The sequence below is a fragment of the Halorubrum kocurii JCM 14978 genome (genome assembly GCF_000337355.1).
Lineage (GTDB): Archaea > Halobacteriota > Halobacteria > Halobacteriales > Haloferacaceae > Halorubrum > Halorubrum kocurii.
In genome coordinates this window covers 16,169-39,082 of record NZ_AOJH01000047.1, presented here as the reverse complement: position 1 = coordinate 39,082, position 22,914 = coordinate 16,169, and the positions used below count along the sequence as shown (strand labels likewise).

Below are 22,914 nucleotides of genomic sequence, written 5' to 3'. Positions count from 1 at the left end.
ACACCGCTTATGAAGATCCGGCAGAACATCCGTCATTGGGCCGCCAAGAAGGCGCTGACGACTCCGGTGGTCGGCGACGTTGCGAACGACAAGCTCGTCGACCTCCACACGAGCATCTTCCTCAACAAGGCCGACGAGGACCGCCGCGAGGAGCGACGGGCTCACCTCGACGACTTCTTCGACGCGACGATGGACACCTACGTCGCCGCCTTGGAGGCCGGCTTCCCGGAGGCCGAGGCCCGTGAGATCACTCACGTGCAGGCGAACTTCGACTTCTTCAACCACGGGTGGACGGAGATGATGGAGATCCCGGGCGACGAGCTGGAGCCGCACTACCGGCGGTACGAGTCCTTCTTCGGCGAGCACGGGATCACGATCGACGACCCGCTCGGCGGGTTCCGGCCCGCCGACGGCGTCGTCGACGCCCCCGAGACGCCCGAAAAGCTGGAGACGCCGGAGTACGAGAACGCGCTGGCCGGCTTCGCCGACGACGTGTACGTGGAGACCGACGAGGGGGAGACGGTCGTCGGCGGCGAGACGGAGGAGCCAGAGGAGGTCGATCCATCGGTCGCGCCCGGGCTCGACGAGGACGAGGCGAGCGCCTGACCGGACGGCCGCGCCCCCGCGACGGCGTCGACGCGTCGCGAGCCGCCGTCCGCGCATCGCGGGCCGCCGCCCACGTTTATACGTCACCGACGTGACTGGCCGACATGAACCGCGGGCAATCGTTTCTCCTCCTCCTCATCGGGTCGGTCGCGATCCTGACGCTGTACGTCATCAACCCCTTCGTCGAGTACGTCATCGCCTCCGCGATCCTCGCGTACGTCCTCTACCCGTTCCACGTGCGGCTCTCGCGGCGGTTTCGCCGGTCGCTCGCCGGGCGCGTTCGACGGTCGCTGGCGAACCGGTTGGGCAACATGCTGTCCGCGCTCCTCCTGATTCTCTCGGCGATCGTCGCCGTCATCCTGCCGCTCGCGTACATCTCGTGGGTGTTCGTCCGCGACCTCACGGAGATCGCCCGAGGGAACACCGACATCGACGTCGCGGCCATCGAGGGAGAGATCGCGTCGCTCACGGGCGAGCAGGTCGAGGTCGGCGAGGTCCTCGCGACCGCCGGGCAGGTGCTCGCCAACACCCTGTTCGGCGGGGTGGGTGGGATCGTCACCACCGCGATCCGCGCGTCAGTGGGACTCTCGCTGGCGCTGTTCTTGGTCTACTACACCCTGCTCGACGGGCCGGCGTTCGTGCGGTGGCTCCGCCTGACGAGCCCGCTCCCGTCGAACGTCACCGCGGACCTCGTCGACCGCGTCGACGCGATGACCCGCGGAGTCGTGATCGGCCACATCGTCGTGGCGCTGCTGCAGGCGCTGGTCGCGGGGCTCGGCCTCTGGGCGGTCGGGATCCCCAACGTCGTCTTCTGGACCTTCGTGATGGCGGTGTTGGCGCTGGTGCCGCTCGTCGGGGCGTTCTTCGTCTGGGGGCCGGCGGCGGCGTACCTCGTCGCGATCGACGAGGTGGCCGCCGGGGTGTTCCTCGCCGTGTACGGGGTCCTCGTCATCGCGATGGTGGACAACTACGCGCGCCCGATCGTCATCGACCAGCAGGCGCACCTGAACCCAGCGGTGATCCTCCTCGGGGTGTTCGGCGGAATCTACGCCATCGGGTTCACCGGGCTGTTCGTCGGCCCGATCGTCATCGGGGTGCTCGCGGCCACGCTGGAGACGTTCCGCGAGGACTACGACGTGATCTAGCGGGGCGCGACGGAGCGACCCCCGGAGGACCTTTTAAATCCCACGCGCGCCTACCATCGGTCCGATGGCATCCACTGACCCTCCGTCGCCCGCCGTCCGCGGGCGTCTCCCGGACCGCCGCGACGCCCTGCTCGTGGTCGCCGCCGCGGTCGCGGTCAACCTGATCGGCGCGGTCGGCGTCCCGTTCACCGCCACCGAGAGCGCGTGGTTCGCCGGGCTCGAACTGCCGGCCTACTACCCGCCGGGATGGGCGTTCGGCGTCGTCTGGCCGGTCCTGTACGCGCTGATCGGCGCCGCGGCCGCGCTCGTCTACCTCGGCGGTCGCGAGGGGGAGGGGCGCGCCGGCGGAGCGGCGCGGCTCGCCCGAGACGCCCGGATCGGGCTCGCCCTGTTCGGCGTCCAGCTCGTCGTCAACGTCGCGTGGTCGCCCGTCTTCTGGGGGCTCGAACGCCCCGACCTCGGGCTCGTCGTCCTCGGGCTCCTGCTCCCGCTCGTCGTCGCGACGATCGCCGCGTTCGATCGGGTCGACAGGCGGGCGGCCCTCCTGCTCGTCCCGTACCTCGCGTGGGTCTGCTTCGCGACCGCGCTCAACTACGGGATCTGGGCGCTGAACTGACGGGCCGTCGACTCCCGCCCCTCACTCCTCCCGCGTTCCTCGACCGCCGGGCTCCTCGCCCTCCCCGAGCCGCGCCGCGACGAACTCTCGCTCCACCGGGTCGAGGTCGCGGTCGCCGTCGCGGAAGGCGCGCAGCCCCGCCCGGTACCGATCCCCGTCCGCCCCCTTCTCTCCGCTCAGTTCGCCCTCCCCGCCGCCCCCCACGCCGCCCTCGGCCGCCGGCCGCTCTAACACCAGTTCGGCGATCCCGGTCCGCTCGCCCGTGTACGCGAAGCCGCATTTATAAAGCGCCGCGTAGGCGAACGGGTTGTTGACCGCGATCCGCACGCGGTCGTAGCCGTCGGCCGCGAGCCGGGAGACCGTGCGATCGACGAGCCGCGGACCGAGCCCCTCCCCGCGGCGCGCGACGTGGACGGTGACGTACCGGAGGCGACAGCAGTCGGGGTCGGTCCGGTCGGGCGAGAAGGAGACCGCGGCGACCACGTCGTCATCGAACTCGCTCGCCTCGACGGTCGGCGGGAGTGGATCGTCCGGCTCCCACTCCGGGACCGCCGGCGAGCCGTCGGGCGTCCGCAACACCGCCTTGCCCGGCGCGCCGACGACGAACTTGCCGGCGTAGGCGAACGCCCGGTAGTCGAGCCGCAGCGTCGCCCCCGAGCCCGGGCCGCCGACGAGCGCGTACTCCATGGCGCCCGGTACGGCTCACTCAGGTAAATGAGCGGGGGCTCGCCGAGACCGCCTTTTAACTACCGCCGCCGCCGATCCTCGCTATGTACGGCCTCGGCGACGTTCGCTTCTTCGACCGGATCGCCCCGCTGTACGACCGCGTCATGCCGCCGGCCGACGGCGAGGCGCTGGCCGCGGGGCTCACGCACGCGACGCGACCGATCGACCGGCTGCTCGACGTCGGCGGCGGCTCCGGGCGCGCGGCGGCCGCGCTGACCGGTCCCGAGATCACCGTCGTCGACGCCTCGCTCGTGATGCTGGCGCGCGCTCAGGAGCACCGCGACCGCGGCGCCGTCGGCGGAGACGCGGGGCGGCTCCCGTTCCGCGACGGGTCGGTCGACGCCGCGACGATCGTCGACGCGTTCCACCACCTGCCGGACCAAGCGGCCGCGATCGAGGAGGCCGCGCGCGTGATCGCGCCCGGCGGCGCGCTCGTGATCCGGGAGTTCGACCCGACGCACCCCCTCGGCCGAGCGCTCGTCGCGGCCGAGCACGCGATCGGCATGGAGTCGCGGTTCCGGGCGCCGGACGACCTCGCCGCCGCGCTCGCCGACGCCGGGTTCGACCCGCGAGTCGTCGACCGCGGGTTCGGCTACACGGTCGTCGGCGTGCGGGAGTGAGTCGGTGAGAGACGGCGTCGGTGCGGGGCGGCCTCGCAAGTCTGTCCGGTGCCGCGGACGCCGACGCCGCTGCCGTCGGAGCCGACGGTAACACGGGCCACCACTGACAGGGTTATCGCGCTCACGCCGCAACTCGCGACCGAATGGACGACAGCTCCACGCTGACCTCCAGACGATCGGTGTTGGCCTCGGCTGGCGCGGCGCTCGCGGCGACGGCCGGCTGCCTCGGGTCGAGCGACGGCGGCGACGAACCGGCGGCGTACGCGACGCCCGCGGCGGCCGAGTTCGACGGCGTCGTCGACGGCCAGTGGCTCGAATCGAACCTCGACGACGCGCACCTGCTCGACGTCCGCGACGAGGCGGCGTTCGGCGAGAGCCGGATCCCCGGCGCGTACCACTTCCCGAACGCCGAGATGCTGGACAGCTACGCCGAGGAGACCCCGGACGGGTTCGAGGCCTCGCCCGAGGCGATCGCGTGGACGCTCTCGGAGGCGGGGATCGAGCCCGACGACGACGTGGTGGTGTACGGCGCGGAGTCGAACCTCTGGGAGACGTACGCGATCTACACCCTCAACGCGCTCGGCCACGAGGGGCGAGTCAGCCTTCTCGACGGCGGGTTCTCGGTCTGGGACGCGGCCGGCGGCGAGACCGTCTCGGAGGCGCCCGAGGCGCAGGCGGCGACCTACGAGGCCGAACTCGACACCGGCGTGGTGGCGACCCGGGAGTTCGTCGCCGACAATGTCGACGAGGACGGCGCCGCGGTCCCGATCCTCGACATGCGCTCGCCCGCGGAGTACTGGGGCGTCGACGAGCGCGGCGACCTCGACCGGTTCGGTCACGTCACCGGCGCGACCAACCTCAACTTCGTCCAGAGCATCGACGACGAGGCGGGCCGACTCAGGACGCCCGAGGAGTTAGAGACGCTGTGGATCGACGACGCCGACCTCTCGCCCGACGAGCCGGCGGTGGCGTACTGTCAGACCGCGATCCGCGCGTCGGTCGGCTGGTTCGTCCTCAACCAGCTCGGCTTCGAGGACGTGCGGAACTACGAGGGGAGCTGGGCCGACTGGGGGACGCTCTCGGAGGACGACGGCTACTACTACACCACCGGCGAGGACACCGGGACGGTCGTCGACACGTTCGCGTAAGTCGAATTCGTCGACGTCGGTGGCAGTTATTACAAGGACGGAGAGCCGATCAGCCGCTGACCGCGTCTATCGAGGTCCAATAGTACTGACCGTCGTATTCGAGATACGTGTTGTAACACTCAGTATCTAGTAATTCCGCACTTCCGTACACATCGTGGCTTCCCCTATCGTCGGAGTCGGTGTCCAGATCCCTTATCGCGTTCTCGACTTCCTCTTGTGCCCCCTCGGGGAGTTCCTCGAAGTGACAGCTGTTGTCTGGCTGATCGACGTCCTCCCTTGAGACGGTGACCACGTACGACGGACGGCCGCCGTCCGTTTCGGTGTCGTCGGCTGTGGAACTGTTGGCTGCGGTGCTGTTCGGTGTCGTCGTGTTGGAGCTGTTGTCGGTTGGTTCTCCGCTGCGGTTCAGACATCCGCCCAACCCGGCGAGAACGCCGCAAGAGACCAAAATCGCTCGCCGCTTCATGGGACGATTCGAGCGCGAAAGGATGTATGTTTTCGGTTCTGTATTTAAATGAGACACTCGTCGGCGTTCATCCGTGAGTCGCCGTTGGTACCGCAGACGGGACTGTTAGCAATCTCGTCCTCGAACTCTCATCGCCATCGGTTATAAACAACCGCCGACGGCGAGGACACGGCCGGAAAACGTTGCGCCGGCGTGAATCAGTCGTGCGAGTGGCTGTGCGCGCCGTGGTCGTGGGCCGCGTCGTCGGCCTCGTCGTCGTGCGTGTGGTCCTGCCCGTCGGGGTCCGTCTCGCCGAGCACCTCCGCGCCCTCGCCGTCGATCATGTCCATGTTCTTGAGGTTGTCGCGCTCCTCGAAGTCCTCGACGGCCTCCATTACGTCCTCCTGCGTGATCGTCATCCGGTCCTCCGTGAGCGCGCCGAGGACCGCCTCGCGGAGCACCATCCGGAGGTCGGAGCCCGTGAGTCCGGTCGTCCGGTCGGCGACCTCCTCGGGGTCGAAGTCGGCGATCTGCATCTCCCGAGTGACCACGCGGAGGATGTCCGCGCGCATGTCGCGGTCGGGCTTGGGGAAGTTGACGATCTCGTCGAAGCGGCGCCACGCGGCCGCGTCGAGCTGGTCCGGGTGGTTGGTCGCGCCGATGAGGAGGACCTCGTCGCGCACCAGCGACACCTCGTCGATCGATTTGAGGAGGGTGTTGACCGCGCGCTTCAGCGCGGCGTGCTCGTCGGAGCGCCGGGTCTTCGCCACCGAGTCGAACTCGTCGATGAAGAGGATACACGGAGAGAGCCGCTTGGCGACCTCGAAGGTCTTCTCGACGTTCTTCGCGGTCTCGCCGAGGTACTGGCTCGTGATCATCGAGAGCTTCACCTCGACGAACGGGAGCCCGAGCTCGTGCGCGAGCGCCCGCGAAATGGTGGTTTTCCCGGTCCCCGGCGGGCCGACGAACAGCAGCTTCCCGATCTCGCGGAGCCCGATCTGCGCGAGGTACTCGCGGTGCTCGATCGCCTTCACGATCTTCTGGATCTCGCCCTCCTGGTCGCCGGTGAGCACGAGGTCCGCGAGGGTCGTCTCGATCTCCTCCGGCGCGCGGACGTTGACGAGGTCGAGCATCTCCGCGTCCTCGTCCTCGTCGAAGTACTCCTCGAGGAGGGCGTCGATCCAGACGCGGTCGGCCTGGATCGGCCGGACGCTGTCGCGGGCCTCCTCGTGGGTCACCGGCGCGTCGAGGTCGTCCGCGTCGGCCAGCGCGGCGACGATCGTCGGGTTCTGGGCGATCCGCTCGTCGTCCGCGTGGTCGCGGTACCACTCCAGCGCCATCGCCGGCTGCGTCAGCGATATCTCGCCGGAGAACTCGGTCCGCTGGGTGAAGAGCAGGTCGGAGACCGCGTCCCACGGGTGCTCGACGCCGGTCGCGGTGCGGGTCGTCTCGCTCGTCGGCTTGAGCGGCCGCTCCACGCCGACCGGGGCGTCGTCGGCGGCGTCGTCCGACCAGAACACCTGCCGGAAGCGCGGCGGCAGGTCGTTCTCGTCGAGGTCGCGGTTCTCGGTGTAGAGGTGCGTCGTCAACACGAACTCGACGACGTCGAGCGCCGGGTCACTCATCCGCACGAAGTAACCGCGGGAGGCGGTTAAGCGCGTCGAACCGCGGCCGTGAACGGCGGCGTCAGCGGGGAACGAGAACGGGGCGATCGCCGGCGCCGCCGCCCCGGTCCGCGGGCGCCGTATCGAACGCTTATTAGCCCTGGTGATCGACCTACATCGCATGAGCTCCGAGGACGCGGCCGCCACCGGTGACTCCGCCGGGCAGGCCGCCACCGACACGGACCACGAGAACGCGCTGCAGGACGTGATCGCCGTCGATCCCGACGACGTCGAGCAGGGGACGGTGAACCGGCTCGACGCCCACACCGGCGACGGGATCCGTCACCGAGCGTTCACCTGCCTCGTGTACGACACCGACGGCCGGATCCTGCTGGCCCAGCGCGCGCCCACGAAGCGGCTGTGGGACGGCCATTGGGACGGGACGGTCGCCTCCCACCCCGTCGAGGGGCAGTCGCAGGAGGACGCGACGGAACAGCGCCTCGAAGAGGAGCTGGGGATCACCCCCGACCAGTACGGCGACCTCCGCGTAACGGACAAGTTCGAGTACAAGCGCTACTACCCCAACGAGGGCGTCGAGTGGGAGGTCTGCTCGGTGCTGAAGGTGACGCTCGACGACACCTCGCTCGACCCCGACGAGGCGGAGATCGGCGGCCTGCTGTGGGCCGACTACGAGCACCTCCACGAGAACCCGGCGCTGTACCGGCAGCTCCGTCTGTGCCCGTGGTTCGAGATCGCGATGCGGCGCGACTTCGCGTAGGCGACCGCCGCCGACCCTGTGCCCGTGACCGAAGCGGCGACTTGAAGATGCGCGGGCCACTTCGTCCGGTATGACCGTCGTCGCCGTGCTTGCGAAGCCGCCCCGCGAGGGGCTCGTCGCGACCGGGCTCGCGGAGTCGACACCGCTGTCGACCGCCGAGGCCGCCGAACTGTACGAGGCGCTGTTCCGAGACGCCGTCCTCGCGGTCGACCGCTCCGGCGGCGACCTCCTCGTGAACTACCCGGTCGACGACGACCTCCCGGCCGAACACCGCACCGACACCGCGCCCGAGGCGGAGCTGCGCGCCCTCGTCGCCGACACCCTCGGCGGCACCGAGGAGGTCCGGTTCGAGCGGCAGGTCGGCTCCTCGTTTGGCGCGCGCGCCGGCAACACCGTCACCCACCTGCTCCGTGAGGAGAACGCCGACTCGGTCGCGATCGTCACCCCGCAGGCGCCGCTGCTCTCGCGGACCGTCATCGACTCGGCCGCGATGAAGCTCCGGACGAACGAAGTCGTCCTCGGTCCCTCCACCCGCGGGCGGACCTTCTACGCCGGCTTCACCGCGCCCATCGACTTCGACGGCGCGTTCGAGGAGCCGAGCCTGCCCACCCTCGCGGCGCGCGGCGCCGACGCAGACCTCGACGTGGAGTTCTTACCGTCGTCTCCCTCGATGGTCGACGGCGACGACCTGCTCGACGCCGTTCCCCTGCTTCGCGCGCGGTTCGCCGCCGAACGCGTCGTCCCGGACTACACCGCCGCGTTCGTCCACGAGCGCGGCCTCGACGTGGTCGTCGAAGACGGCGACCCGCGCGTCGTTCGGGACTGACGCGGCTCGAAACCCCGAACAGCGCGGCTCGAAACCCCGAAAAGGCTCGGCCGCCTACGACCGGTAATGACCGACGAGAAGGAGAGCACGTTCCTCGTCACGCACGTCGAGAGCGACTCCGCGGTGCTGAAAGACGTTCACGACGGGCAGGTGCACACGCTGAGCTCGAACCCCGGGCTGGCGGTCGACGACGCCGTGGAGGCGACCGTCGCGCCCGACCCGCCGATGGAGGTCACGTACCAGGTCGTCGAGGTCGTGGAGCGGCGCTCCCTCTCGATCGAGGAGAGCGAGGAGCCTCCGACCGTCCACGAGCGCGAGCTGGCGGCCGAGACGGAGGCCGGCGAGCTCGCCCGCGAGGAGCGCGCGGGCGTCGGCGAGGTACACGTCTTGACGCCGCCGGAAGCCGACACCACGGACGCGGTCGCAGACGTGATCGACGACCGCGAGGCGACGCTCTCGCGGGCGGCCCGGCTCGGCGTGAACCGCGTCGAGATCCGATCGGAGCCTGGCGTGGTCAGCGTGCGGTACATGCCGTAGGCGCTCGGCGAGGCCCGCTCACTCCCGGTCGGCGGTCGCGCACGACGCCCCCGCCGCGCTCTGGACCCGCCAGCCGCCGTCGACGTCGCCGGACCGCGTCTCGTAGTCGACGGCCGTCGCGTCGCTCACGACCGCCGCGTCGACCGGGTCGCCGTTGACCTCGACCCGCTCGACGCGGAACGGGACGTCGAGGCTGTCGCCGCAACAGCCGACGTCGACGAACTCCTCGTAGGTGTCGCCGACCGCGACGCGGTCGAGGACCCGGGCGAAGTAGCCTCGGTAGCGGTCTGTCTCGACCTGATCGCGGCCCCAGTCGCTGAGCCCCTCGGGGTACGAGAGGACGACGCGCGTGGCACTCGGTTTCATGCGACCGACTACGTCGCCCGGCGGCTAATCCGTTGCGGCGCGACGCGTCGGCCGGCGACCGACCGGATGCGAGTGAAGACCGCGGGGCGGAACGCGCTCGCGGGTGAGTAAGAAGGCTTATTCGCGCCCGCGCAGGAACCGGTATTTATGGTAGCGATCGAGGTACCGGAGGTCAACTACACCGAGTACTCGAACCGGCAGCTCGTGGCGGTCCCGCTCGCGGTCCTCGTTCTCGCGCTCGCGATCATCGGCGGGTGGTATCTCGTCACGGGCGCGCCGGCGAACCTCGGGTTGGAGTTCACGGGCGGCGTAGAGCTCCGGATCGCCGACGACGGCGGCGACGTAGAACAGCAGATCGAGACCGCGTTCGAGCGGCAGCCCGACTCGGTCCGGTCGATCCCCGGGGACGACGTGTACGTGGTCACGTTCCGGGCGGCCGACGAGGACCCCGGCGGCTTGGCCGAGGACCTGTCGACGCAGGCCGACGAGGCGGGGTTGTCCACGAGCGCGATCGACCAGGTGTCCCCTAGCTTCGCGTCCGACACGGCCCGGACCGCGGTCTTCGGCGTGGCGCTCGCCTTCCTCGGGATGAGCGTGCTCGTGTTCGCGCTGTTCCGGACGTTCGTCCCGTCCGTCGCGGTGGTCGCGTCGGCGTTCTCCGACCTGGTGATCCCCATCGCGGTGATGAACCTCCTCGGGATCCAGATGACCCTCGGGACGATCGCGGCGCTCCTGATGATCATCGGGTACAGCGTCGACTCCGACATCCTGCTGAACAACTCCGTGCTGCGTCGGACCGGTGACTTCTACGAGTCGGTCCGGCGCGCGACGCGGACCGGCGTCACGATGACGCTCACGTCGATGGCGGCGATGATCGTGATGGCGATCGTCGCGGCGCTGTTCGGAGTCGACCTCCTCCGGAACATCGGCATCATCCTCTCCGTCGGCCTCTGTGCCGACCTGATGAACACGTACCTGCTGAACGTCTCGCTGCTTCGCTGGTACAAGTTCGAGGGGGTGAAACGGTAATGTTCGAGTCCATCAAGAACAACTGGCGGATCCTGCTGCTGGTCGTCGTCGTGATCGCCGCGACCGTGGCGCTGTTCGCGCCGCAGTTCGGCCCGGAGACCGCTCCCGGCGAGGACGTCTCCGAGGCCCAACAGGGCGTGACCAACCTCCAGTACGGGCTGGACCTCGCGGGCGGGACGCGGGTCCGCGCCCCGCTGGTCGGCTACACCGCCACCGAGGTCGACTTCGGCGGCGATCCGGCACCGGAGGTGGCGGAGGCCGTCGCGGCGGGGCTGAACGACACGTCCGAGACGGACGTCAGTGCGGTCCCCGAAGAGAACGCCGTCGAGGTGACCGACTCGTCGGTCACCGAGTCGGAGTTCCGCGCGGCGATGGACGCGTCGGGCTACGCCTACGGCGACGTCCGGTCCGGGGTGACTCAAGAGACCCGGGACGTCGCGGAGGGGATCATCGAGGACAAGATCGATCAGACCGGGCTCTCCGGCGGGACGGTCCAGCAGGTGCAGTCGCTCACCGGCGAGTACTTCATCCTCGTCGAGGTGCCCGGGGAGGACCGCAGCAGCGTGATCGACCTCCTCGAAGACCGCGGGACGGTCGCGATCGACATCGCGTATCCGGGCGACAACGGGACCGAGATACAGGAGGACGTGCTGACGCAGGACGACTTCGAAGAGCTGGGATCCGCCGCTCAGGCCGAGCGGGGGTCCGGGGCGTACGTGCCGGTGACGGTCCGGAACACCGCGCCGGAGGGCGAGCAGTCGCCCGCCCACAGCTTCCAGCAGGCGGTCGCCGACCGCGGGTTCGCGGAGGCGTACAACTCCGACCTCGACCAGTGCGACTACGGCGCGAATCCGGACGACGTGAGCAACCCGTGCCTCCTGCTCACCGTCGACGGAGAGGTCGTCAACTCCTTCGGGATGGACCCCGGCCTCGCGGACAGCATGGCGAGCGGCTCGTGGGCCACCGACGGCGGCTTCCGACTCACGACGGGCGAGTTCAGCGAGGCGGAGCGGATCTCCATCAACCTGCGCGCCGGCGCGCTCCCGGCCGAGCTCGACATCAGCGGGCAGGGAACCTCGCGGTCCATCTCCGCGTCGCAGGGCGAGAACTACAAGAACTACTCGCTCTTCACCGGAATCCTCGCGGTGTTCGCGGTCGCGGGCATGGTGTTCCTGCGCTACCGCGAGCCCGCGGTGGCGCTGCCGATGATCGTCACGGCGCTCGCCGAGGTGTACGCGCTGCTCGGCTTCGCCGCGCTGTTGAGCTACCCGATCGAGCTGGCCGTGATCGCCGGGTTCATCGCGGTCGTCGGGACGGGGGTCGACGACCTCGTGATCATCGCCGACGAGGTGATGAGCGAGGGCGAGGTGAACTCCCGAAAGGTGTTCAACTCCCGGTTCCGCCGGGCCTTCTGGGTGATCGGTGCGGCCGCGGCGACGACGATCATCGCGATGTCGCCGTTGATGGTGCTATCGCTCGGCGACCTGTCCGGCTTCGCGATCTTCACCATCCTCGGCGTGCTGATCGGCGTGCTGATCACCCGTCCCGCGTACGGGGACATCCTGCGTCGCCTGCTGACGGTCCGGTAGGGCGACGCGGGCGGCACGCCGCGTCGCTCTGTCCCCGCGAGATCCGCGGAGTCGACAAACTATTAGTTTAGACCATTCTAAATCGATCGTGACGACCGACGACCGACGCGGATCGACAGGATCGACGGGCCCGATCGACACGCGAATCCGGGCGACAGTCGTCGCACGGGCGGACGGACTCGGACAGTCGACCGCGGCCGGCGAGGCGGTGGAGGGCGGGACCGCATGACCGCGTACGCGGAGATCCTGATCGTCGCGTTCGTAGCCCAGTTAGCCGTGTTACCGGGCGAGAAGGTGCAGTTCATGATCGCCGCGCTGTCGACGCGGTACGACCCGAAGGTGGTCGTCGCCGCAGCGGGGTCGGCGTTCGCCGGGTGGACGGCGGTGGAGATCGCCTTCGGGCAGGCGCTGCAGTCGGCGTTGCCGGGAGTCGTGCTCGACGCCGTGACCGCGGTCCTGTTCTTCGTCTTCGCGTACTTGCTGTACCGGTCGATGCCGGATCGGAACTCGGAGCGCGCCGCCGCCAACGGCGACTCGACGGCGGCCGGTGCGGACCCGACGCCGGAGGACGCGACCCTCGACGCGCTGGACTCGGTGACGCTCCCCGGTCCGCTCGACCGGTACGAGGGGTCGCTCGGCGGCTTCCTCCCGATCTTCGTGCTCATGGCCACCGGCGAGTTCGGCGACAAGACGCAGCTGGTCACGATCGGACTGGCGGTGCAGTACGGGGTGACCTCCGCGATCTGGGTCGGGGAGATGCTGGCGATCATCCCGATCAGCGTCGCGAACGCGTACTTCTTCCACACCTTCGCCCACCGGGTCAACATGCGGCGGGCGCACCTCGCGTCGGCGACGCTGTTCGCCTTCTTCGGCGCCGACACCGTGCTCTCCATCGTGGCCGGCTTCTCCGTCTGGGAAACGTTCATCGACGCCGTCGGCGCGGCCGCCGCCGGGTTGGTCTGACCCGCCCGGAGCGTTTCGACCCGCCTCGCCCAGATTTAAAAGTCGTCTAAGCCGGACTGCTCGGCGGCCGCCAACACGTCGTCGCAGGTCGCCCACGAGCGTCGCGCGCAGTCTGGCACGTCACCGTGGTCGTCGACGTACGCCCGGAGGAACGATCGCGTCGTCGGATCGCTCGGATAGCCGCTCCCGACCCCGTCGTACGCGGCGTAGTCGGCGTCGACCGCAGCCATCCGCTGGTCGCGGGCCACCTTCGCGACGACGCTCGCAGCGCCGACCAGCGGGTCGTCCTCGTCGGCGCCGTGGGCGGCCGACACGTCCACTTCGGGGAGATCGGCGTCGGCGTCGCCGTCGGCGACGAACTCGCCCAGCCGGCGGGCGAACCGCGACTCGCTGGTGTCGCCCGCGTCGGCGACGACGCGGACCGGCTCGTCGAGAGGGCCGGCGGCGGCCCGGTCGCCGATCGCAGCCCGGTCCGCGAGCGCGGCTCGGACCGCCCGCGCCTGTCCGCGCACCGTGAGCGTGTTCATGTCCGTCTCCGGGCGATCGATCTCGTCGGGCTCGACGAACGCGACGCCGACGGCGACGCGGTCGGCCTCTCGGAGCGCGGCGTCGATCGACTCGCGGCGAGAGGGGGTGAGCCGCTTCGAGTCGTCGACGTCCGCCGGGAGGGTCGACGGGTCGGCGAGCACCGCCGCGGCCGCCATCGGTCCGAGCACGGGGCCTTTTCCGGCCTCGTCGACGCCGAGGTACACGCGTCGCTCGTCGTCTCGGACGAATAAATAGGTTCAGAAAGCGGTCGGCCGCGGGCGAGCGGAACGCCGTTCAGTCGAGCAGGACCGCGTTGACCTGACCGGTCTGACCGGGGCGGGAGGTGACGCGGGCGCGGCCCGCGGACGTCTCGATGACGGCGCCCTTGGTGACGATGTTCCGGCGGGCGTAGTTGACGTTCGAGGGGTTGTCGACGACGTTCTCGATCTCGGCCTCGCTGACCTCGTCGCCGTCGGCGACCTGCGCGACGTTCGTCGAGAGCGCGCGGACCTTCTTCTCGGTGCCGCGGGAGTCGATGTACTGGACCCGCGTCTCGCCGACGGTCGTCTCGGCGGGCTCGCGGCCCAGCTGGTGGCGCTTCTTGTTCGAGGCGTGCTTGAGTCGGCCGCCCGTCCGCTTGCGCGTGGAGCGTCCCTGGTCTTTCATACAGGGAAGAACACCCAGCGAATACTTGAAGCGTTCGACTCGTGTCGGTCGTACGTCCGGAGAGACCGGCGCGGAGGCGGCCGGACGCTCCGACTCGCGCCGCCGACCGGTCAGGTGAACCGGCGCTCGAACTCCCGGATCCCCTCGTCGGTGCCGACGACGACGAGCTCGTCGGCGGCGGCGATCCGCGTGTCGGGGCCGATGTCGGTCACCGTCTCGTCGTCCCGCTCGACGGCGATGACGGTACACCCCGTCGCCTCCCGGATGCTCGCCTCGGCCATCGTCCGCCCCGAGAGCCGCGGCACTCGGCTCCTGACGACCTCGATCTGCTGGTTGAGCGACAGCACGTCGCGGTCCTCGATGACGCTCGAGGCGGACAGCCGGCCGGTGACCGTCGCGAGCGAGAGCACGTAGTCGGCGCCCGCCCGGTGCATCTTCCGGACGCTCGTGGACTCGTCGACCCGGGCGAGCACCTGCGTGTCCGGCGCCAGGTCGCGGACCACGAGCGTCGTGAACTCCGTCGTGGTGTCGTCCGGAAGCGCGAGCACGACCGTCCGCGCCGTTTCGACGCCGGCGTCGCGCAGTGTCTCCGGCTCGGTCGCGTCGCCGACCACGTCGACGCCGTCGCCCTCCTCCCGGTCGACGACCGTGACGGGCAGGTCGGCGTCCGAGACCGCCTCGGTGACGGTCTGCCCGACTTGTCCGTACCCGATGACCACGGTCTCGCCCGCGCCGAACCGGCGCGTGCCGGAGTTCGTCAGATCGACGAGCCGTTCCAACTGGTCCGACCGGCCGGAGACGAGCAGGACCGTCCCGGCCGACAGCGTCGCGTCCGGCGGCGGCGCCGCGTCGAACTCGCCGTTGAACCACGCGCCGATCACGTTGACGCCGGCGCGCTCGCGGATCCCGCTTTCGGCCAGCGTCGAGCCGGCGAGGGGGCTCCCGTGCGGCACCGAGACCTCCGACAGCCGGAGGGAGTCGCCGATGGCGACCGCCTCCCCGAGGTCGGTCTGGAGCGCGGTCGTCACCTTCGCGGCGAGGCTCTCGCCGAGCAGCGAGCGGGGCGAGAGGACTTCGTCCGCGCCGGCGAGCCGGTGGTACCGCTCGCGGTCCGGGTCCTCGACGACGCTGATGACGCGCAGGTCCGGCGCCAACTCCTTCGCGGCGAGCACGATGCTCGCGTCCACCTGATCGGAGACGTCGGTCACGAGCGCCCGCGCGGCGGTCAGGTTCGCGGCCGCCAACCCCTCCGTCGATTCCGGGTCCGCGCAGATCACGTTTCGGCCCGTCTCGTACAGCTGCGCCGCCCGGTCGTCGTCCGGCTCGACGATCGTGTACGCGATGTCGCGCGAGTCGAGCTCCTCGATGAGCGCCGCCGCCCGCGATGTGTCCGAGCAGACGACGACGTGTCCGGACCGGTCCCCGTCCAGTGACGTCGGGGCCGTCGTCGAGAACGCCTCCTCCAAGAGCGGCGTCACCACGACCGGGAGCGCGCCGATCAGGAGTAACATGCCGACGAGGTCCATCACGGCGATGAACGCGTTCAGCTCCTGGCTCTCCCACGGCGAGTCCCCGCCGAACCCCGTGGTGGTGAACATCTCGATCGAGAAGCGCAGCGCTTCGATCATCGTCCGTGGGTCGCCCTCGTACACCCGCATCCCGTAGCGGTAGGCGACCGCGGTGAAGATCAGGACGAAGAGGACGAAGGCAGAGTAGCCGGCGACGCGCCGCTTCCACGAGTCCATCGGGCCGTCGTACGCGACCCACCCACAAAAACGGGCCGCGTTCGGCGTCGCCGCGGGCGGAAGTTCGATGCTTTAAGTCCCGGCGGGCGAACGGTCAGGTATGGTGCGGGACTCGTCGCGCGAGAAAGATCCGCCGTCCGTCGACGACGTGCTGAACGCGCTGGCAGACGACGACGCACGGCGGATCGTGGCGGCGCTCTCCGAGCCGAAGACGGCCAGCGACATCTCGGAGGAGTGCGACATCCCCCTGTCGACGACCTACCGGAAGCTGGAGCTGCTCACCGAGGCCTCCCTCCTGTCGGAGTCGACGGACATCCGCCGCGACGGACAACACACGACCCGCTACGCGGTCTCGTTCGAGACGGTGACCGTCTCGATCGACGAGGAGAGCGACCGCGAGTTCGAGATCGAGTTCACGCGCCCGGAACGCACCCGGGACGAACGGCTGGCCGACCTGTGGTCGGAGCTCCGCGAGGAAACATGAATACGTACATCAACCTGTTCATCATCGTCGCAAAGACCGCCATCCTGGTGCTCGGTGGCAGCATCACCTACTACGCACTCCGGGCGTACGGTCGGACCGGAAACCCCTCGCTGCGCGCGCTCGGCATCGGCTTCGGCGTCGTCACCTTCGGGGCGCTGATCGGCGGCGTCTCACACCAGATCATCGGATCGACGCTGGCCGTCGGGATCGCGATCAACAGCCTGCTGACGGCGATCGGCTTCGGCGTCATCGTCTACTCGCTGTCGATGGAGTGAGGCGAGCGAGACGGTCGCGTACTCCCGTCACCCTCCTCCTCCGTCCCGACCCGGTGTCGACGTTCGACGAACCCCGTTTTCGGTAGCCTTTTGCGGAGCTCGGTCGTCGGATCGGGGTATGAGCGACGCACGCGAGGAGCTCTCTCGGCGGATCGCCGGCGAGATAACGCTCAGCGACGACCCGGGAGCGACCCTCCGGAAGTGGCGGACCGATTTCGACGTCTCCCAGACGGAGCTGGCCGACCAGCTCGACGTCTCCTCGTCGGTCGTCTCGGACTACGAGAGCGGGCGCCGCGAGAGTCCGGGGATCGGCGTGGTCCGACGGACCGTCGAGGGGCTCTTGGACATCGACGAGCGGCGCGGCGGCGGCCGGCTCCGCCAGTACGCGCGGGTACTCTCCGCCGGGTTCGAGAGCGACATCGTCCACGACCTCCGGGAGTACTCGACGGCGGTCCCGCTCGAGGAGTTCTACGAGGCGATGGGCGCGACGGAGGTCGTCCGCGGCGAGCAGGACCACGTCAACGGCCACACCGTCATCAACTCCATCGAGGCGATCACCCGCCTGTCGAGCGAGGAGTTCTACCGGCTGTACGGCCAGTCGACGAACCGCGCGCTCGTGTTCACCCGCGTCACCCGGGGCGAGTCGCCGCTGGTCGCGCTGCGCGTGGTGAGCCCGACGCCGAACGCGGTCGTCCTCCACGGGATCGAGGACGGCGACCTGTGGGACCACGCCGCCGACCTGGCGCGGGTCGACGGGTTCTCGCTGGCGACCTCGACCCGCGATCTGGACGACTGCCTGACCGACCTCCAGGCGCTGTGAGTCGGTCACCGGGGAGGTGAGTCGGCCTCGGCACGCGCTCGCGCCCGGACCGCGACTCTGAAACCCCCGGCCGCCCTCGCTCCGGACATGAGCGACGACTACGCCGAGCGCCTGCGCGGGAACCGCCGCGAAAAGGACGAGTTCTTCGCCGAGCACCCGCAGTCGCCGGTCCCGCCCGAACACCGCGACGAGTTCGACGGGCTCGACTACTTCGAGCCGAACCCCGACTACCGGGTCGAGGCGACCGTCACCGTCCACGACGACCCCGAGCCGGTCGAGATGGAGACCACCGCGAGCAACCCGGTTCGGTACCTCCGGGTCGTCACCTTCGCGTTCGAGGTCGGCGGAGAGGAGCACGCGCTCGCGGGGTACCGGCAGGAGGGCGACGAGGGGGCCGTCTTCGTCCCCTTCCGAGACAAGACGACCGGCCAGCAGACATACCACAACGGGCGGTACATGGAGCTGGAACCCGACGGCGAGCTCGGCGACGGCGACGCGGTAACGATCGACTTTAACCTCGCGTACAACCCCTTCTGCGCGTACAGTGAGACGTTCTCCTGTCCGCTCCCGCCCGAGGAGAACTGGCTGGAGATCGTCGTTCCCGCGGGCGAGAAGGCGCCAGACATCGAGTAGGCGGACCCCTCGCACCGTCGAGCGGCCCCTTCGCACCGTCGTCGAGCAGGCGGGACCTCCCGCCCGCCCCTCGGTCCCCGCGCGGAAAGCCTCAAACCCTCCCCCGCCGAACCCCGCGTATGCGCACCCGGCTCGCGGTTGCCGGCCTCCTCGCCGTCGGCGTCCTCCTGATGGTGAACCCGCTGTACCTCCCCGTTCCGGTCGGTGAGCCCAATCCCGCCTACACGCACACCGTTCAGCCGGTCGAAGACGGGTCGCCCGTCGCCGGGGTCGACGCGCCCGACGAGGGGGTCGACACCGCCGACGGCGTCGTCGACTACGCGGACCTCGACCCCGAGGCCCGCGCGGCGTTCGACCGCGCTCGCGACGCGGAGGGCGGGTTCGGCGTCGAAGACCCCGCTTCCCGCGTCGACTCGCTGTCGTACCCGACGGACCCGTCCCTCGGCGACGGGCTCCTCGTGGTCGCGTACGAGGGCGAGCGCTACGAGTTCTGGACGCGGACCGTCGAGCGCGAGCCGGGCGCCGTCGTCGCCCAGCGGGTCGCGGTCCAGCCGGTCGCGTTCCTCGTCGGCTTCTTCGCGGTGGTCGCCGCGGCCGCGCTCGGGCTCAGGGGGCGGTCGGGCGCGGGGCCGGAGTAACGCGGGCTGCGGGACCGGAGTAACGAGGGCCGCGCGGCCGCCCCGGTCGACCTACCGCTCTCGGTCCGCCGCGCTCGGCTGTCCGACCGGTTTCGGAGCGTCGCCCGTCTCGATCGCGCGCCGGGTCGACTCGTCGATCTCCACGAGGTGACACAGCGGGTTACCGGGGTAGACGACCGGGTTCTCCAACAGCCCGATGAGGAGCCCCGTGAAGGGCGCCTGAACCCCCACGGCGTCCTCCTTGAACGGGTTGGTGATCGTTGCGATGCGCCGGCCCTCGCGGACGAGCGACCCGCTCTCGAAGTGCGTGTCGACGATGCCGCCGGAGTCGGCGCGGAGCCACGTCTTCTCGCCCGTGCCAGCGACGATCGTCCGCCAGCCGGGCCAGCGCACCGTGTCGGTTTCGAGCAGCCCGTACTCGGCGAACACCGACCGCACACCGGCGAGCGCGTCGTCGATGAGCGGCCGCTGGAAGCGGTGGGCCTCGCCCATCTCGATCGTGATCGTGGGGACGCCGTCGGCGGACGCCTCGCCGCGGAGGGTGCCGCTCGGCCCTTCGCTGTCGATGATCACCTTCGAGCCGAACGCCATCGCGAGGCGGTGGACCCCGTCGTCGGTCATGTCGCCGCGGACGTGGAGCATGTTCGTCCGGCCGCGGGTGGAGGTGTGGAAGTCGAGCCCGAAGTCGCAGGGCGCGATGAAGTTCGAGTAGATCTGGTCGGCCATCCGCTTCGAGCTCGTCGAGCCGGGCTCGCCGGGGAACGACCGGTTGAGGTCCCGGTCGTACACCGGGAGGTATCGCTTCTGCGCGATGAATCCCGGGACGTTGAGCACGGGGAGGCAGACGAGCGTGCCGCACAGCGACGAGAGGTCCCAGTCGTGTGCGACCTCGCGGACCACTTCGATCCCGTTGAGCTCGTCGCCGTGCGCGGCGGCCGTGAGGAACACCGTCGGGCCGTCGCGTTCGCCGTTGACGATCGTCACCGGGATCCGGACGGGATCGCCGAGATACGTCTCGCTGATTCCGTAACGGATGTTCTGCGTCTCGCCCGGCGGCACCGCGCCGCCGTTGTACGTGAACACCCGGTCGTCGCTCATGTCGGACCGGAGCACGGCAGGGGGTATATATATGGCGACCCGCCGGCCGCGCTCCGGTCGAGCGACGAGGGCGGAGACCGACGACGATCGGTGCCGCTTTCGAATCGAGCGATCGGTCGACCTTTTAGGTGGGCCCACGCAGTTGTGGGCATGAGTTCGGACTCGGTACGGGTGGGAGTGCTGTCGCTGCACAACAGCAAGGAGACGAAGGCGATCTGCAACGCGGTCGAGGACCTAGGCCATGAGCCGGTGTGGCTCCGCGAGGAGAACGCGGCCATCAGCGTCGAGGACGGCGACGTGTCGGTCGAGCCGCCAGTCGACGTGATCGCGAACCGGCTGCTGCTCTCGAACACGGACCAGCCCGCGGAGCTGCTCGGGCTGGCGACCACGTTCGAGCGGATCCGGCCGATGCTGAACGAGCCCGACGCCGTGCTCGCGTCGATCCACAAGTTCGCGACGGCGGCGACGCTCGCGGACTGGAACATCCGCGTGCCCGACGCGCTGCTCGCGCTCTCGAACGACCGGCTCAACGAGGGGCGCGAGCGCTTCGGCGAGGTCGGCGTTTATAAGACAGCGATCGGCACCCACGGCGGCGGGACGTGGAAGGTCGACCTCACCGAGCGGGTGAACCCGAAGGTCGGGAACCGACAGGCGTTCCTCCAGCGGCTCATCGACCGCGACGACGAGAAGCACCGCGACCTGCGCGTGTACATCGTCGGCGACGAGATCGTCGGCTCGATGTACCGCTACGCGCCCGAAGGCGACTGGCGGACGAACGTCGCGCTCGGCGGCGCGGTCGAGGACGCCACCGACGACATGCCCGAAGAGGCGGCCGAGACCGCGCTGTACGCGGCCGACGTGATGGACCTGGACTACGCCGGCGTGGACCTCGTCGAGGGGTACGACGGCTGGTACGTGCTGGAGGTGAACCCGACGGCCGGATTTAAAGGGCTGTTCGAGGCGACCGGCACGAGCCCCGCCCCGCACATCGCGCGACTCGCGATCGAGACGGTCGGCGGCGAGGTCGACGACGACGCCGTCGAGCGCATCGCGGCCACCCTTGACGACTCGCGGCCCTCGTGTGCGCCCGCGCCGAAGCCGGCCTCGACCGAGCAGCCCGACATCGGCTATATCGAGGAGGTCGTCGTCACCGGCACCTCCGGCTCCACGCAGGCGCTCGCGAAGTCGGACACGGGCGCGACGCGGACCAGCATCGATACCCAGCTCGCCGCCGAGATTGGCGCCGGACCAATAAAGAGCATGACTCGCGTGAAATCGGGGAGCGTGAAGGGCGGGAAGGCCCGCCCCGTCGTCGACCTCGTGATCGGCATCGGCGGGAACCAGCACACAGTCACCGCCAGCGTCGAGGACCGCGGCCACATGGAGTACCCCCTCCTCCTCGGCCGCGACATCCTCACCGACTACCGCGTCGACGTCCGGCGGCGCGCCGACACCGACGAGGCGGAGCGCGACGAGGCGGGCGAGATCCTCGAAGAGGAGGAGTAACGCACGCCCGTCGCCCGACGGGGGGACTCAGCCGAACAGAACGATGACGAGCGCCACGAACAGCAGCTCTCCGCCGATCAGCACCGCCGCGAACAGCCAGTAGCGGTAGGTCCAGATCCACTCTCTCGACCGCGCCAACGCCGCTGCCGGGTGAGGACCGACGCTCCCCGCGTCGCCGTCGACCGCTCCCTCGGACGGACCGGGGAGATACGACTCGTCGAGCCGCCACCCGTCGCCGTCGTACGTCGCCGGTACTCGCGCCCCGACGAGCTCGTCGACGTCGAGCGGCGAGACCCCGACCGTTTCGAGGAACGCGAGGAACGCGTCCGATTCCGTCAGCGAGCCGTTCCGCGGGGCGGGGAACCGCTCCGCGTGGGTCGCGTCGCCGTGCGGGGTCCGGAACTCCACGACGACCTCGTCGCCCGCCGACCGCACCCCGGTCACGACGAGTTCGCGTTCGGCGTCGTTGAGGTACGCCTCTCTGAGGCGGCGCCGCACCTCATCGTCGACCTCGGCGGCGCCATCGTCGTCGACGTCGCTCGGCGCCCCGTCGGCGCTCTCGGCCGGCGCCCCGTCGACGGACACGTCGTCGACCGCGGCCGAAGGCTCCGCTTCGCGGCCGCCGTTGGAGGGTCGGTCGGACATCCGGGTCATCCTTGACGGCGCGGTCCAATAAGCGCGCCGTCGGAACGCGTTTGAACGCCGGGACCCCGGGGCGCCCATACGCGTACTGACGTCGGTGATGAACGCCCTGTCCGATCGGTTCGAGGAGCGGGGGCTGCCCGGGGAGAGCGGGTCAGCGCCGACCGGGGAAGATCGCGCCGAGCGCCCGGGGTAGCGTCGGATTCCGAACAACGCTTTTGTACTTCCGGGTCGGACCGGCGCGTATGAACGAGGGGACGGTGTCCGTGCCGGACGAGCAGTACGACCGGCTCGCGGCGCTCGCGGCCGCCCGCGGCGTGAGCCCCGAGACGCAACTGGCCCGGCTCATCGACGACGCCTACGAGGGGCTCGACGCCGACGCCGCGCGCACCGAGAGCCTCCCGCTCGGGGTGTGCGACGCCGATGGCGAGGACGACGAGGACACGAGGGACGACGAGGCGTAGCGCGCCGCCCCGGGCGCGCTCAGGCCGGATCCTCCTTCGTCACCTCGATCTCGACGGCGGCGGAGTCGACGCCGATCCGGGCGAACTGGGTTCTGACGTGCTCTTTCGCCGCGGTCAGCGCCTGATCGCGGGTGTCGAACCCGCGGGGCATCGGCTCCTCGAAGGCGACCCGGATCTCCTCGTCGTCGACGAGGAGGGACGACCCGCCGCTCTCGACCTCGTAGAAGGAGTCGCACACCCAGACGTAAGGGGCGTCCTCGTCGGGGGCGCCCTTATAACCGGGCGGCTCCTCACCGCGCTCGAACACCGTTCCGGTGAGCTCCGTCCCGCCGCCGCTGCCGCGAACGAGTATCATGCCCTCGGTACGGTCCGGAGACTCAAAAGGGGCCCGTGAGAACGTCCCGAAACCGGGCGACG

General features: G+C 70.0%; 29 protein-coding genes. 19 read left to right on the top strand and 10 right to left on the bottom strand.

What is annotated here, in order from left to right:
• Positions 1 to 9 precede the first annotated feature (9 nt).
• The 3 genes from C468_RS06930 (at position 10) to C468_RS06920 (ending at position 2,367) form a co-directional block, all read left to right on the top strand.
• Positions 10 to 606 (top strand): DUF6149 family protein, encoded by a 597-nt coding sequence (locus C468_RS06930; RefSeq protein ID WP_008848175.1) that lies wholly within the window; start codon positions 10 to 12, stop codon positions 604 to 606.
• A 104-nt stretch (positions 607 to 710) separates the two neighbouring features.
• Complete coding sequence (locus tag C468_RS06925) at positions 711 to 1,751, top strand: AI-2E family transporter (RefSeq protein ID WP_008848174.1); 1,041 nt, start codon at positions 711 to 713, stop codon at positions 1,749 to 1,751.
• A gap of 64 nt (positions 1,752 to 1,815) precedes the next feature.
• Positions 1,816 to 2,367, top strand: coding sequence for a TspO/MBR family protein (locus C468_RS06920; protein WP_008848173.1), 552 nt, complete (start codon positions 1,816 to 1,818; stop codon positions 2,365 to 2,367).
• Between the two features lie 21 nt (positions 2,368 to 2,388).
• Here the strand turns inward: C468_RS06920 and C468_RS06915 are convergent, their stop codons facing one another.
• On the bottom strand, positions 2,389 to 3,054 hold the full coding sequence (locus C468_RS06915; protein WP_008848172.1) for a GNAT family N-acetyltransferase: 666 nt from the start codon (positions 3,052 to 3,054) through the stop codon (positions 2,389 to 2,391).
• A gap of 83 nt (positions 3,055 to 3,137) precedes the next feature.
• Between C468_RS06915 and C468_RS06910 the strand changes: the two genes are divergently transcribed.
• Together C468_RS06910 and C468_RS06905 are read left to right on the top strand one after the other, a co-directional pair.
• Positions 3,138 to 3,713, top strand: a complete 576-nt coding sequence (locus C468_RS06910; protein WP_008848171.1) for a class I SAM-dependent methyltransferase — start codon at positions 3,138 to 3,140, stop codon at positions 3,711 to 3,713.
• A 143-nt stretch (positions 3,714 to 3,856) separates the two neighbouring features.
• Entirely contained in the window at positions 3,857 to 4,861 is a 1,005-nt protein-coding gene (locus tag C468_RS06905) for a sulfurtransferase (protein ID WP_008848170.1), read from the top strand.
• A gap of 49 nt (positions 4,862 to 4,910) precedes the next feature.
• Here C468_RS06905 and C468_RS06900 read toward each other — a convergent pair whose 3' ends face one another.
• Positions 4,911 to 5,327 carry a hypothetical protein gene (locus tag C468_RS06900; RefSeq protein ID WP_008848169.1) on the bottom strand — a complete coding sequence of 139 codons (417 nt, stop codon included), beginning with the start codon at positions 5,325 to 5,327 and terminating at the stop codon, positions 4,911 to 4,913.
• 197 nt (positions 5,328 to 5,524) lie between these two features.
• Entirely contained in the window at positions 5,525 to 6,931 is a 1,407-nt protein-coding gene (locus C468_RS06895) for an ATP-binding protein (protein ID WP_008848168.1), read from the bottom strand.
• A gap of 160 nt (positions 6,932 to 7,091) precedes the next feature.
• Here C468_RS06895 and C468_RS06890 point away from each other — a divergent pair, with 160 nt between their 5' ends.
• The 3 genes from C468_RS06890 (at position 7,092) to C468_RS06880 (ending at position 9,051) form a co-directional block, all read left to right on the top strand.
• Positions 7,092 to 7,688 (top strand): NUDIX hydrolase, encoded by a 597-nt coding sequence (locus tag C468_RS06890; protein WP_008848167.1) that lies wholly within the window; start codon positions 7,092 to 7,094, stop codon positions 7,686 to 7,688.
• A 70-nt stretch (positions 7,689 to 7,758) separates the two neighbouring features.
• Positions 7,759 to 8,514 (top strand): DUF2064 domain-containing protein, encoded by a 756-nt coding sequence (locus tag C468_RS06885; RefSeq protein ID WP_008848166.1) that lies wholly within the window; start codon positions 7,759 to 7,761, stop codon positions 8,512 to 8,514.
• A gap of 66 nt (positions 8,515 to 8,580) precedes the next feature.
• Positions 8,581 to 9,051 carry a DUF5812 family protein gene (locus C468_RS06880; RefSeq protein ID WP_008848165.1) on the top strand — a complete coding sequence of 157 codons (471 nt, stop codon included), beginning with the start codon at positions 8,581 to 8,583 and terminating at the stop codon, positions 9,049 to 9,051.
• An 18-nt stretch (positions 9,052 to 9,069) separates the two neighbouring features.
• On the opposite strand, the gene C468_RS06875 is transcribed toward C468_RS06880, so the two are convergent.
• Positions 9,070 to 9,417, bottom strand: a complete 348-nt coding sequence (locus C468_RS06875; protein WP_008848164.1) for a hypothetical protein — start codon at positions 9,415 to 9,417, stop codon at positions 9,070 to 9,072.
• A gap of 147 nt (positions 9,418 to 9,564) precedes the next feature.
• Here C468_RS06875 and secF point away from each other — a divergent pair, with 147 nt between their 5' ends.
• The 4 genes from secF to C468_RS06860 all read left to right on the top strand — a co-directional run bounded on the left by secF (position 9,565) and on the right by C468_RS06860 (position 12,998).
• Complete coding sequence (secF, locus tag C468_RS06870) at positions 9,565 to 10,446, top strand: protein translocase subunit SecF (protein ID WP_008848163.1); 882 nt, start codon at positions 9,565 to 9,567, stop codon at positions 10,444 to 10,446.
• Positions 10,446 to 12,035, top strand: a complete 1,590-nt coding sequence (locus C468_RS06865; protein WP_008848162.1) for a preprotein translocase subunit SecD — start codon at positions 10,446 to 10,448, stop codon at positions 12,033 to 12,035. The genes secF and C468_RS06865 overlap by 1 nt, the downstream gene beginning before the upstream one ends.
• 88 nt (positions 12,036 to 12,123) lie before the next feature.
• Positions 12,124 to 12,264 (top strand): hypothetical protein, encoded by a 141-nt coding sequence (locus C468_RS18370; protein WP_161609725.1) that lies wholly within the window; start codon positions 12,124 to 12,126, stop codon positions 12,262 to 12,264.
• The gene (locus tag C468_RS06860) at positions 12,261 to 12,998 is read left to right on the top strand and encodes a TMEM165/GDT1 family protein (protein WP_008848161.1); all 738 of its coding nucleotides are present in this window, start codon (positions 12,261 to 12,263) and stop codon (positions 12,996 to 12,998) included. Before C468_RS18370 ends, C468_RS06860 begins: the two co-directional genes overlap by 4 nt.
• Positions 12,999 to 13,033: 35 nt before the next feature.
• Here C468_RS06860 and rnhB read toward each other — a convergent pair whose 3' ends face one another.
• The 3 genes from rnhB to C468_RS06845 all read right to left on the bottom strand — a co-directional run bounded on the left by rnhB (position 13,034) and on the right by C468_RS06845 (position 15,937).
• A complete protein-coding gene (rnhB, locus tag C468_RS06855; RefSeq protein ID WP_008848160.1) occupies positions 13,034 to 13,750 on the bottom strand; it encodes a ribonuclease HII in 717 nt (238 codons plus the stop codon).
• 70 nt (positions 13,751 to 13,820) lie between these two features.
• Complete coding sequence (locus C468_RS06850) at positions 13,821 to 14,192, bottom strand: 30S ribosomal protein S8e (protein WP_008848159.1); 372 nt, start codon at positions 14,190 to 14,192, stop codon at positions 13,821 to 13,823.
• Positions 14,193 to 14,302: 110 nt separating this feature from the next.
• On the bottom strand, positions 14,303 to 15,937 hold the full coding sequence (locus tag C468_RS06845; protein WP_008848158.1) for a potassium channel family protein: 1,635 nt from the start codon (positions 15,935 to 15,937) through the stop codon (positions 14,303 to 14,305).
• Positions 15,938 to 16,037: 100 nt separating this feature from the next.
• On the opposite strand from C468_RS06845, the gene C468_RS06840 reads away from it, so the two are divergent.
• The 5 genes from C468_RS06840 (at position 16,038) to C468_RS06820 (ending at position 18,787) form a co-directional block, all read left to right on the top strand.
• Complete coding sequence (locus C468_RS06840; RefSeq protein WP_008848157.1) at positions 16,038 to 16,421, top strand: winged helix-turn-helix domain-containing protein; 384 nt, start codon at positions 16,038 to 16,040, stop codon at positions 16,419 to 16,421.
• Positions 16,418 to 16,696, top strand: coding sequence for a DUF7521 family protein (locus C468_RS06835; RefSeq protein WP_008848156.1), 279 nt, complete (start codon positions 16,418 to 16,420; stop codon positions 16,694 to 16,696). The genes C468_RS06840 and C468_RS06835 overlap by 4 nt, the downstream gene beginning before the upstream one ends.
• Positions 16,697 to 16,814: 118 nt before the next feature.
• The gene (locus tag C468_RS06830) at positions 16,815 to 17,516 is read left to right on the top strand and encodes a helix-turn-helix domain-containing protein (RefSeq protein WP_008848155.1); all 702 of its coding nucleotides are present in this window, start codon (positions 16,815 to 16,817) and stop codon (positions 17,514 to 17,516) included.
• An 87-nt stretch (positions 17,517 to 17,603) separates the two neighbouring features.
• Positions 17,604 to 18,149, top strand: a complete 546-nt coding sequence (locus tag C468_RS06825) for a DUF1684 domain-containing protein (protein WP_008848154.1) — start codon at positions 17,604 to 17,606, stop codon at positions 18,147 to 18,149.
• Positions 18,150 to 18,268: 119 nt separating this feature from the next.
• Positions 18,269 to 18,787 (top strand): hypothetical protein, encoded by a 519-nt coding sequence (locus tag C468_RS06820; RefSeq protein WP_008848153.1) that lies wholly within the window; start codon positions 18,269 to 18,271, stop codon positions 18,785 to 18,787.
• A 51-nt stretch (positions 18,788 to 18,838) separates the two neighbouring features.
• Here the strand turns inward: C468_RS06820 and C468_RS06815 are convergent, their stop codons facing one another.
• Positions 18,839 to 19,885, bottom strand: a complete 1,047-nt coding sequence (locus tag C468_RS06815) for a succinylglutamate desuccinylase/aspartoacylase family protein (RefSeq protein WP_008848152.1) — start codon at positions 19,883 to 19,885, stop codon at positions 18,839 to 18,841.
• Positions 19,886 to 20,029: 144 nt separating this feature from the next.
• On the opposite strand from C468_RS06815, the gene C468_RS06810 reads away from it, so the two are divergent.
• Positions 20,030 to 21,391 (top strand): putative ATP-dependent zinc protease, encoded by a 1,362-nt coding sequence (locus C468_RS06810; protein ID WP_449272014.1) that lies wholly within the window; start codon positions 20,030 to 20,032, stop codon positions 21,389 to 21,391.
• Between the two features lie 27 nt (positions 21,392 to 21,418).
• Here C468_RS06810 and C468_RS06805 read toward each other — a convergent pair whose 3' ends face one another.
• Positions 21,419 to 22,036 (bottom strand): hypothetical protein, encoded by a 618-nt coding sequence (locus C468_RS06805; protein ID WP_049912119.1) that lies wholly within the window; start codon positions 22,034 to 22,036, stop codon positions 21,419 to 21,421.
• 242 nt (positions 22,037 to 22,278) lie between these two features.
• Here C468_RS06805 and C468_RS06800 point away from each other — a divergent pair, with 242 nt between their 5' ends.
• Positions 22,279 to 22,497: a hypothetical protein gene (locus C468_RS06800; RefSeq protein WP_008848149.1), complete on the top strand. Its 219-nt coding sequence runs from the start codon at positions 22,279 to 22,281 to the stop codon at positions 22,495 to 22,497.
• 19 nt (positions 22,498 to 22,516) lie between these two features.
• On the opposite strand, the gene C468_RS06795 is transcribed toward C468_RS06800, so the two are convergent.
• Complete coding sequence (locus tag C468_RS06795; RefSeq protein WP_008848148.1) at positions 22,517 to 22,852, bottom strand: DUF7113 family protein; 336 nt, start codon at positions 22,850 to 22,852, stop codon at positions 22,517 to 22,519.
• Positions 22,853 to 22,914: the final 62 nt, after the last annotated feature.